Here is a 9,861-nt window from a genome sequence, read left to right on the forward strand (position 1 = left end):
CACCGAGGTCGCTCGCTCGGTGCCGACGTCGCCGGGCAGGACCGGCGACGTCGGCGTCGCACCGGCGAGCTCGGCGGTGGACCGGCGAGGTCGACGGTGGCGTTCGGGCGGCGGTGGGTGGGAGGGGGCCGGCGCGTCGGGTGCGGGAGGGCCGGGCCGCGTCGGGTGCGGGAGGGGCGGGCCGCGTCGGGTGCGGGAGCGGGCGCGGGACGGGAGGCCGCGGTGGGGCGTCGCGGGGGGTTCGGCGCGTGGCAGGCTGGGTGGGCCGGCGGCCGCGGGAGAGGGCCGGTGCCGCACGACCCCAGGAGGACGACGATGGCCCAGCCGCTGGGGAAGGTGCGCGTCGACGCCTGGACCTGGGCGGTCCGCCTCTTCCCGACCCGGTCGGCGGCCGGTGCGGCGTGCCGCGCCGGGCACGTGCGCGTCAACGGCGAGCGCGCCAAGCCGGCGACGCAGGTGGTGCCCGGGGACGAGGTGCTCGTGCGCGGCGGAGCGCGGGAGCGCCTCGTCGTCGTCGAGCGGCTGCTGGTCAAGCGCGTGTCCGCGGAGGTGGCGCGCGCGTCGTACCTCGACCGCTCCCCCGCGCCGGTGCCGCGCGAGCACGTGGCCGTCGCCGGCGTCCGCGACCGCGGCGCGGGCCGTCCGACGAAGCGCGAGCGGCGCGAGATCGACCGGCTCCGCGGCCGCTGACGGCCCGGCGGGCACCGGCCGACGCACGGTCGCGCGAGCGTCGGCACCGTCGCGCCCGGGCCTGGCACGCCGCACCGGCGCACGTGCCCGGCGGTGCTCAGCCGCCGGTGCGGCCGTGCCCGGGGGACGACGCCGCGAGGTCGTCCATCCACGCCCGCACACCCGTCTGGTCGAGCAGCTCGGCGACGGGCCGGCTGAGCGCCTCCACGTGGACGGGCAGGCCGAGCTCCGCCGCGTCCCGCACCAGGCGCACGACGACGGACAGCCCGCTCGAGTCGAGGAACGACACGTCGGACGCGTCGACGGCCACGACGCGGACGCCCGGCTCGTCGAGCTGCGCCCACAGAGCGGGTGCGTCGTGCTCGCGCACGTGCAGGTCGACGGCGCCGTGCAGGACCACGCGCAGCGTGCCGCCGTCCCGGTGCACGTCGAGACGCCCGGCGCGCGCCGCGCCAGGTCCGCCCGCACCGCCGGAGACCGACATCACGGGGCGCAGTCTGCCCGCCCGTCGCGCGGTCGGCGACCGCGACCCGCCGCGCACAGGTGCTGGTTCCGGCGCAGGTCGCGGGACCGGCGGCCCGTCGCGGCCGCTCCGCCCAGGACCGCTCGCCCCCCGCACGGGCGGCCGCCGGCGGCCGCCCCCGCGTGCGTGCCGCGTCGGCCGCACCCGGGGCGCACGCAGGAAGCGTCGGTGCGCGGGTGCATCCTGGTGCCGTGCCCCCGACCGCCCCCGCCGCCGCGACCCCCGTCGCGGACGCGTCGGCGACCGGTGACGTGCACGCGGTCGTCCCCGTGCCGTCGGACGTCGACCTGCGCCGCACGGTGGGTCGCCTGCGCCGCGGCGCGGGCGACCCGACGTGGGAGCACGCCGCGGACGGCACGGTGTGGCACGCCGTCCGCCGTCCCGCCGGTGCGGCGACGCTGCGGCTGCGGCCCGGGCCCGGCGCCGTGCGGGTGGACGCCTGGGGGCCGGGCGCGGCGCACGCCGTCGCCGACGCGCCCGGCCTGCTCGGCGTGCTCGACGACGCGGACGGCTTCGCCGACCACCTGCACCCCGCGGTCGCGCGCGCCCGGCGTACGTACGCGGGGGTGCGCCTGGCGCGCAGCGGGGACGTGTGGGACACGGTCGTGACGGCCGTGCTCGAGCAGCGCGTGGTCGGCCTCGACGCGAAGGCCTCGTGGCGCCGGCTCGTCACGTGGCACGGCACGCCCCCGCCGGGGCCTGCACCCGCCGGGCTGCGCGTCGCACCGCCGCCCGCGGTGTGGCGGGACCTCCCGGTGTGGGAGTGGCGCCGCGCGGGCGTCGACGCGCAGCGCTCCGACGCCGTGCGGCGGGCCGCGCAGGTCGCCCACGCGCTCACGCCCGACGTCGGCGCGGCCGAGCTCGGCCGGCGGATGCTCACCGTGCGCGGCATCGGCCCCTGGACCGTCGCCGAGGTGACGTCCCGCGCGCTCGGCGACCCCGACGCCGTGTCGGTCGGCGACGCGCACCTGTGCCACCTCGTCGGGTGGGCGCTGACCGGCCGGCGCGCGGACGACGCCGGGATGCTGCGCCTGCTCGAGCCGTGGCGCGGGCACCGGCAGCGCGTCCTCGTGCTGCTCGAGCTCGCGTACCGGGGCCGGATGCCGGCGTACGGGCCGCGCGCCCCGCGCGCACGCCCGCTGGTCTGACGACCGGCGCGCGCACCCGCCGCCCCGGCGACCCGCCCGACGCCGCCCCGGATGCCCCACCCCCGCCCGCCCGGGGATACTGAGGGCGCCCGCGGGAGCACCGCGGCCGAGGACGACGCAGGAGGACCCGATGGCGTACGACACGACCGAGCCGCACCAGGACGCCGCCCCGGAGGCGCCCAGCCGGGTGGCCGCCGGCGTGCTGTCGCTCGTCTTCTTCCTGGGCTCCTTCGCCCTCATCGCGTGGGGCTTCGACATCGACGGCCTGCTCGGCATGGCCATCGGCGCGGCGGGCATCGTCACGTTCGCGCTCGCGTACGCGATCCCGACGACGATCCTGCCCGCGCTCGACCGCGGCGGCCGGCGCTGACGCCCGTCGCGCCGGGCGGACCGGCACCGGCGTCCCTGGTCCTGGTCCGGCACGGCGAGAGCGTCGGCAACCTCGCCGCGGCGGCGGCCGAGCGCGCCGGTGCGGAGGTCGTCGAGATCGACACGCGCGACGCGGACACGCCGCTGTCCGACCGGGGCCGCGAGCAGGCCCGTGCGCTGGGCGTGTGGCTCGGCGGCCTGCCGGCCGACGAGCGTCCCGAGGTCGTGTGGTGCTCGCCCTACGTGCGCACGCGGCAGACGGCGGCGACGGTGCTCGAGGCGGCCGGGCTGGACGTGCCGGTACGACTCGACGAGCGCCTGCGCGACCGCGAGCTCGGCGTGCTGGACCGGCTCACGCGTGCGGGCGTGGAGGCGCGCCTCCCGGGTGAGGCGGAGCGCCGCCGGCTGCTCGGCAAGATGTACCACCGCCCGCCCGGCGGCGAGTCGTGGGCGGACGTGGCGCTGCGGCTGCGCGCGCTCCTGCGCGACCTCGCCGAGCGCGAGGACGGCCGGCGCGTGCTGGTCGTCGCGCACGACGCCGTCGTCATGCTGCTGCGCTACGTCCTCGAGGCCATGGACGAGGACGCGCTCATGGCGATCGTGCGCGAGCGCAGCATCCGCAACGCGTCGGTGACGCGGCTCGACCGCGTCGACGGCGCGTGGCTGCTCACGGCGTTCGACGAGGTCGGTCACCTGGCGGAGCTCGACGCCCCCGTGACCGAGCACGAGGGCACGGACGACACCGGTGGCTGACGGCGGCACGCACGGCGCGCCCGACCGCGGCGGCCCGCTGACCCCGGCGCGGCTGCGCGGCTGGCCCCTGCCCGAGCCGACGGGCGGCAAGGACGCGCGCGGCAGCGTGTGCGTCGTCGGCGGCGCCCGCGGCACCCCGGGTGCCGCGCTGCTCGCCGGGCTCGCCGCGCTGCGGGTGGGTGCGGGGCGGCTGACGCTCGCGGTGGCCGGCTCGGTGGCGCCGCACGTCGCGGTCGCCGTGCCGGAGGCCGGCGTGGTGGGGCTCCCCGAGGACGCGGCGGGGTCCGTCACGGGCGCCGGCGACGGCGTGCTCGACGGCGAGCTCGCGCGCGCGGACGTCGTCGTGGTCGGTCCGGGCCTCGACACCCCCGAGGGCACCCTCGCGCTGCTGCGCGCGGTCGTGGCCGGGACGGCCGGCGACGTGCCGCTCGTGCTCGACGCGTTCGCGCTCGGGGTGCTGCGCGAGGCGGACGACCTGCGGGACGCGGTCCGCGGCCGGGCCGTCCTGACGCCGAACGGCACCGAGGTCGGCTACCTGCTGGGCGACGAGGACGGGCCGGACGAGGACGCCGGGGACGACGCGGCCGCGCGCGCGGCCGACCGGTACGGCGTCGTCGTGGCGAGCGCCGGCCGGGTGGCCGCGCCCGACGGCCGCCGCTGGGAGTCGTCCACGGGCTACTCGGGCCTCGGCACGTCGGGCAGCGGCGACGTGCTGGCGGGCGCGGTCGGCGGCCTGCTCGCGCGCGGTGCCGACGCGGCGCAGGCGGCGTGCTTCGGCGTCGAGGCGCACGGCACGGCGGGCGACCGGCTCGCCGCGCGCGTGGGCCCGCTCGGCTACCTGGCGCGCGAGCTGCTCGACGAGCTGCCGCGCGTGCTGGTCGAGCTCCGCGTCCGCTGACGGGCGGGCCGCCGACCGCAGCCCGGACCTGAGCACGGACCGCACCCCGGACCGCACGGCGCATCCCCGCCCGGATGGCGCAGACTGGTGACGTGGACACCCCTCGCATGAACGTCGAGTCCTTCAACCTGGACCACCGGACCGTCGCCGCGCCGTACATCCGCCTCGCGGACCTCAAGGAGCTGCCGCACGGCGACGTGATCAGCAAGTTCGACGTGCGCTTCGCGCAGCCGAACCACGGGTACCTCGAGATGCCGGCCGTGCACTCCCTCGAGCACCTGTTCGCCGAGCACTCGCGGAACCACAGCGACCGCGTCCTCGACTTCTCCCCCATGGGCTGCCAGACGGGCTTCTACCTCATGCTCGAGGGCCGGTGGGAGCAGGCGGAGGTCGAGGAGCTCGTCGCCGCGACGCTCGAGGACGTCCTCGGCGCCTCCGAGGTGCCGGCCGCCAACGAGGTGCAGTGCGGGTGGGGCGCCAACCACACGCTGGAGGGCGCGCAGGACGTCGCCCGGGCGTTCCTCGCGGAGCGGGCCGGCTGGGCGCAGGTCACCGCGTGAGCGTCGACGCCGTCGTCGTCACGGCGATGGGCGTCGAGGCGTCGCCGTTCCTCGAGCGCGCGACGTCCGTGGGCGACGAGACCGAGGTCGCGGGCGCCCGCCGGCGCCTGCTCCACGTCGGCGACGCCCGGGTGCTGCTCGTCACGTGCGGCATCGGCCTGGTCAACTCCGCGACGGCCGCCGCCCTCGCGCTCGCCGAGCACACGCCGCGGGTCGTCGTGAGCGCCGGGTCCGCCGGCGGCATGGGCCTCGAGGTGCGCGTGGGGGACGTCGTCGTCGGCGCGTCGACGACCTACGGCGCCGCGGACGCGCGCGTCTTCGGCTACGCGCTGGGCCAGGTGCCCGGCATGCCCGTGCGCTACGACGCCGACCCGGCGCTGCTCGCCGCCGTCGCGGACGTGGACCCGGGCGACCTCACGGTCCGCACGGGCACGATCCTGTCGAGCGACGTCTTCGTGGACGCCGCGCGCGTCGAGCCGCTGCGCGCGGCGTTCCCCGACGCCCTCGCGTGCGACATGGAGACGACGGCGCTCGCGCACGCCGCGCACCTGCTCGACGTGCCGTTCCTGTCGGTCCGCGGCATCTCGGACCTGTGCGGCCCGGTCGCGGGCGTCGACTTCGACGCGCACGTCGACGACGCCGCGGAGCGCTCCGCGGCGGTGGTCCTCGGCCTGCTGGACCGGGTGCTCGCGCCCGTGCGCTGAGCGCCCGCACGACCGCCGTCGGGGTGGTGGCGCGACTCCGTGCCACCACCCCGATGAGTTCGGCGCGCGCGACCGGTCGGCAGGGTGGGCGACGGCGCCGGGCGATGCGGTACGACCACGCGTCCGGTCACCGACGCGGAATCACCTCGACCCCGGCGGGGTTGTCGCCAGAGACTTTCGTCCTACCCCCGACGACGTGGCCGCCGCCCGGCGGCTCCCGCGCGCCCGCGCACCGCAGGACCCTCGAACGACAGGTGGACCCGTGACCGACCAGCACCTCGACGCCTCGACCGCCACGGTCGACGACCGCCCGGCGACGCCGGCACCGGCTCCCGCCGGTCCGGTCGGCGCCGCCGACGCGGCCGCCCCGGCGACCATGTCCGCGCGCGACCGCCTCGCGGTCGTGCTGCTCCTCGTCTCGACCTTCGTCGTCATCCTCAACGAGACGATCATGGGCGTCGCGCTGCCCCGCCTGCGCGACGACCTGGGCGTCACCGCCTCCGCCGCGCAGTGGCTGACCACCGGCTTCCTGCTCACGATGGCCGTGGTCATCCCGATCACCGGGTTCCTGCTGCAGCGGCTGACCACGCGGCAGGCGTACCTCGGCGCGATGGGCGCGTTCTCGCTCGGCACGCTGATCTGCGCCGTCGCCCCCGGGTTCGAGCTGCTGCTCGCCGGCCGCGTCGTGCAGGCGCTCGGCACCGCGGTCATGCTGCCGCTGCTCATGACGACCGTCATGAACGTGACGCCGCCCGAGGGCCGCGGCCGCACGATGGGCAACATCTCGGTCGTCATCTCGGTCGCGCCGGCGATCGGCCCGACCGTGTCCGGCCTCATCCTCTCCGTGCTGAGCTGGCGGTGGATGTTCGGGCTCGTGCTGCCGATCGCCGTGGTCGCGCTCGTGCTCGGCGCCGTGCGGCTGCCGAACGTGACCGAGCCGCGGTGGGCACGCGTCGACGTGGTGTCCGTCGTGCTGTCCGCGATCGGCTTCGGCGGCCTGGTGTTCGGGCTGTCGCACATCGGCGAGGCCGCGGCGAGCGGCGGCGTGGACGCGACGACCGTCGGCGCGATCGTCGTCGGCCTCGCCGGGCTCGGCGTGTTCGTCGCGCGCCAGCTGCGCCTGCAGCGCCGCGACGACGCGCTGCTCGACCTGCGCACGTTCCGCAACCGCACGTTCGCGGTCGGCGTCGCCCTGATGGCCGTGATGATGATGTCGCTGTTCGGCTCGATCATCATGCTGCCCATCTACGCGCAGGACGTGCTCGGCCTCGACACGCTGCGCACGGGGCTCCTCCTGCTGCCCGGCGGCCTGCTCATGGGGCTGCTCGCGCCGTTCGTCGGCCGGGCGTACGACCGCGTCGGGCCCCGTCCGCTGCTCGTCCCCGGCGCCGTGCTGGTGTCCGTCGCGGTGTGGGCGATGGCGCTGCTGCTGCGCGAGGGCGGGTCGCCGTGGGTCGTCGTCGCCGCGCACCTGACGCTGTCCGCGGGCCTCGCCCTGACCTTCACGCCGCTGTTCACCTCGGCGCTCGGGTCGGTCCCGCAGGCGCTGTACTCGCACGGCAGCGCGGTCATCGGCACGGTGCAGCAGGTGGCCGGCGCGGCCGGCACGGCCGTGTTCGTCACGGTGCTCACCGCCGTCTCGACGGGCCTGGCCGCCGACGGGTCGACCGCCGTGACCGCCACCGCCGGTGGCGTGCGCGGGGCGTTCCTGCTCGGTGCGGTCCTGTCGCTGCCCGCGATCGCGGCCGCGCTGCTCGTGCGGCCCGCACCCGAGGGTGCCGGGCGGCCCGTGGGGCACTGAGCGCTCAGACCCCGCGGTCCCGCGGCCCGTCGACGTCCGCGTCGGCGGGCCGCTCCGCGTCCGGCACCGTGGCGGGCTCCGTGACACGGTCCGCGACGGGCCCTGCCGGCGGGGTCGGTGCCGCCGCGGCCGCCTCGACGACCTCCACGGCGGTCGCCACCATCCCGCTGCCCGCGACGTCGCCGGCTCCCGGCACGCCGTGCGCCGCCCGGACGGCGTCGACGGCGGCGGCGCTGGCCGGCACCCCGCGACGCTCGCGCCACGCCGCGGCCAGCCGCCCGACGCCGTCGAGCACGGCCGCGTGCACGCGCGCGTCGCCGAGGGCGCGGAAGTGCCCGTCGACGGGCACGCGCACGTTCACCGCGCCGGGCAGCTCGCTGCCGCCCGGCACGTGCGGGTCGAACCGTGCGAACACCGACCAGATGCGGCCGTTCGCGGCGACCTGCCGGGCGAGGGCGAGGACGTGCGGGTCCTGCGGCGACAGCGCCCGCACCGCCCGCACGGGGAACCAGCGCGCGTACACCGACCCCGAGAACGGCGTGTTCACGGCGACCATGCCGGCCACCCGGTCCCCGACGCCGGGCGTCCCGAGCACGAGCTTGCCGATGAGCCCGCCCTTGGAGTGGGCGACGAGGACGACCTCGTCGAGGTCGAGCTCGGTGAGGCGGTCCACGACCCGCTGCGCGGACTCCTCGAGCGTGCGGCCGTTGTACCCGAGCGCCGGGACGGCGTGCACGGGGTGCCCCTCGTCGTGCAGGTACCGCACGACCCCGTCCATGACGGGCCAGGTCTCGTAGATGCCGGGCAGCAGCAGCACGGGCGTGCGCGTGCCGGTCGCCAGGTCGTCCGCGGGCGGCTGCCGCACCGTGGCCGCCACCTGCGCGGCGGCGATCCACGCGTAGTCCCGTCCCCACGCGACGGCCTGCTGCACCCGCCGGCGCCAGCCGACGCGCACGCCGGCCTCCTGCTCCTGCGGCGGCACGTCGGCCCCCACCGCGGTGCGGGGCGCCCCGTCCGTGCGCCGCAGCTCGTCCTGCGCGACCGGGTCCTGCACGGGCACCTCCCCCGCGCCCGGGCGGGCGCTCCTCACCGATCCTGGTGCGCCCGGACCAGGGCGGCCACCTCAGCGGCGTGGTCCGCGAACACGGCGTGCGCCGCCCCGGCGACCTCGGCCCACCGGCCGTCGGGCGCCGCCGCCGCGACCTGCCGCACCCACTCCCGGGGTGCGATCGCGTCGTGCTCGCCGCGCACGACCAGCACCGGGACCGGGACCTGCGCGATCCGCTCCTCGGTGCGGTACGCGATCATGCTGGGCAGCACCTTGGCGTACCAGTAGGGGCCGGACAGCACGTAGTCGAGGGCGATGGTGTGGCGGGTGCGCCGCGACTCGTGCACCGACGTCCGCGCCAGCCGCAGGCCCTGCCGCACGACGGACCGCGCCGACGGGTCGGTCGTCGGCCCGACGAGGACGACGTGCCCGGCCAGCTCGGGCGACTTCGCCGCCAGCTCGGTCACCACCTGCGCGCCCATCGAGTGCCCGACGACGGTGGGCCGCACCAGGCCGACGTGGCGCAGCCACGCCGCGACGACGGACGCGAAGTCCTCCACGTCGAGGCGTCGGTCGGGGTGCGGCACGTCGCCGAACCCCGGCAGGTCGATCATGTGCACGACGCCGCGCTGCCCGAGCGCGGCGGCGAGCGGGCCGAAGTACCGCGAGCTGACGCCGATGCCGTGCACGAGCACGACGTCACGGCGCTCCGCCGGCGGCACGCGGTCCATGCCGTCCTGCCAGGTCGTCCACGTGCGCACCGGCGCGCCCTGCAGGCGCAGGCGGTCGATGCGGATGTTGAGGCCGCTCGGCAGCGGGATCACAGCGCCTCCACCACCCGGTCCGCGAGCGGGTCGGGCGTGCCGAACCGGTGCGCGGTCACGCTGACGGCCTGCTCCCGCACGAACGGCAGCAGCTCGACGAGCCCGGACGACGTGACCGGGCCGCCGTGCACGGTGAGGTCGGCCCGCCCCTCGGCGGCGTGCGCGGCCGCGGCGGCGTCCCCGCCCACCAGCCGGACGCGCCCGGCCGGCACGTGCGGCAGGTCGCCCATCCACGCCGCGTCGTCCTGCACGTGCACGTCGAACCCTGCGGCGGTGACCGCCGCGGTGAGCGCGTCGGGCAGCGGCGTCGGGACGCTCACCTCCCCGGTCGCGCCGGCGGTGAGGCCCGCGGTCAGCACCCGCAGCAGGTCGGCGACGGGCGCGCCCTCGGCGAGGCGCACGTGCACGGGCACCGGCAGGTGCCGCAGCACGTCGCGCTCGGGCTCGAGCGCGCTGACGTCGGTCGGCACGCCCAGGTCGGTGGCCCACACGTGGGCGGCGGCCGCCGCGGCGCCGCGCACCGCGCGCAGGTCCGGCGCGGGC

At 78.0% G+C, this 9,861-nt stretch carries 11 protein-coding genes and 1 pseudogene; 8 read left to right on the forward strand and 4 right to left on the reverse strand.

Annotation, left to right across the window (positions count from 1 at the left end):
• The first annotated feature begins 315 nt into the window (after positions 1–315).
• Entirely contained in the window at positions 316–690 is a 375-nt protein-coding gene (locus tag ACFUMH_RS17295; protein WP_378208491.1) for an RNA-binding S4 domain-containing protein, read from the forward strand.
• Positions 691–787: 97 nt separating this feature from the next.
• On the opposite strand, the gene ACFUMH_RS17300 is transcribed toward ACFUMH_RS17295, so the two are convergent.
• On the reverse strand, positions 788–1,174 hold the full coding sequence (locus ACFUMH_RS17300; protein WP_378208505.1) for an STAS domain-containing protein: 387 nt from the start codon (positions 1,172–1,174) through the stop codon (positions 788–790).
• A gap of 230 nt (positions 1,175–1,404) precedes the next feature.
• On the opposite strand from ACFUMH_RS17300, the gene ACFUMH_RS17305 reads away from it, so the two are divergent.
• The 7 genes from ACFUMH_RS17305 (at position 1,405) to ACFUMH_RS17335 (ending at position 7,446) form a co-directional block, all read left to right on the forward strand.
• A complete protein-coding gene (locus tag ACFUMH_RS17305; RefSeq protein WP_378208493.1) occupies positions 1,405–2,361 on the forward strand; it encodes a DNA-3-methyladenine glycosylase family protein in 957 nt (318 codons plus the stop codon).
• Between the two features lie 130 nt (positions 2,362–2,491).
• Complete coding sequence (locus ACFUMH_RS17310; RefSeq protein ID WP_378208495.1) at positions 2,492–2,731, forward strand: hypothetical protein; 240 nt, start codon at positions 2,492–2,494, stop codon at positions 2,729–2,731.
• 41 nt (positions 2,732–2,772) lie between these two features.
• Positions 2,773–3,483 carry a histidine phosphatase family protein gene (locus tag ACFUMH_RS17315; RefSeq protein ID WP_378208507.1) on the forward strand — a complete coding sequence of 237 codons (711 nt, stop codon included), beginning with the start codon at positions 2,773–2,775 and terminating at the stop codon, positions 3,481–3,483.
• On the forward strand, positions 3,476–4,381 hold the full coding sequence (locus tag ACFUMH_RS17320; RefSeq protein ID WP_378208497.1) for an NAD(P)H-hydrate dehydratase: 906 nt from the start codon (positions 3,476–3,478) through the stop codon (positions 4,379–4,381). The genes ACFUMH_RS17315 and ACFUMH_RS17320 overlap by 8 nt, the downstream gene beginning before the upstream one ends.
• A 107-nt stretch (positions 4,382–4,488) precedes the next feature.
• Positions 4,489–4,941, forward strand: coding sequence for an S-ribosylhomocysteine lyase (locus ACFUMH_RS17325; protein WP_378208509.1), 453 nt, complete (start codon positions 4,489–4,491; stop codon positions 4,939–4,941).
• The gene (gene mtnN, locus ACFUMH_RS17330) at positions 4,938–5,645 is read left to right on the forward strand and encodes a 5'-methylthioadenosine/S-adenosylhomocysteine nucleosidase (RefSeq protein ID WP_378208499.1); all 708 of its coding nucleotides are present in this window, start codon (positions 4,938–4,940) and stop codon (positions 5,643–5,645) included. The genes ACFUMH_RS17325 and mtnN overlap by 4 nt, the downstream gene beginning before the upstream one ends.
• A 376-nt stretch (positions 5,646–6,021) precedes the next feature.
• The gene (locus ACFUMH_RS17335) at positions 6,022–7,446 is read left to right on the forward strand and encodes a DHA2 family efflux MFS transporter permease subunit (protein WP_378208511.1); all 1,425 of its coding nucleotides are present in this window, start codon (positions 6,022–6,024) and stop codon (positions 7,444–7,446) included.
• A gap of 4 nt (positions 7,447–7,450) precedes the next feature.
• On the opposite strand, the gene ACFUMH_RS17340 is transcribed toward ACFUMH_RS17335, so the two are convergent.
• The 3 genes and pseudogenes from ACFUMH_RS17340 to ACFUMH_RS17350 all read right to left on the reverse strand — a co-directional run.
• Complete coding sequence (locus ACFUMH_RS17340; RefSeq protein WP_378208501.1) at positions 7,451–8,536, reverse strand: esterase/lipase family protein; 1,086 nt, start codon at positions 8,534–8,536, stop codon at positions 7,451–7,453.
• A complete protein-coding gene (locus ACFUMH_RS17345; protein WP_378208503.1) occupies positions 8,533–9,318 on the reverse strand; it encodes an alpha/beta fold hydrolase in 786 nt (261 codons plus the stop codon). The genes ACFUMH_RS17340 and ACFUMH_RS17345 overlap by 4 nt, the downstream gene beginning before the upstream one ends.
• Positions 9,315–9,861, reverse strand: a pseudogene (locus ACFUMH_RS17350) (1-pyrroline-5-carboxylate dehydrogenase); the annotation flags it as partial. The pseudogene ACFUMH_RS17350 and the gene ACFUMH_RS17345, both read right to left, overlap by 4 nt.

It is taken from the genome of Cellulomonas sp. NPDC057328 (assembly GCF_042667215.1).
Taxonomy (GTDB): domain Bacteria; phylum Actinomycetota; class Actinomycetes; order Actinomycetales; family Cellulomonadaceae; genus Cellulomonas.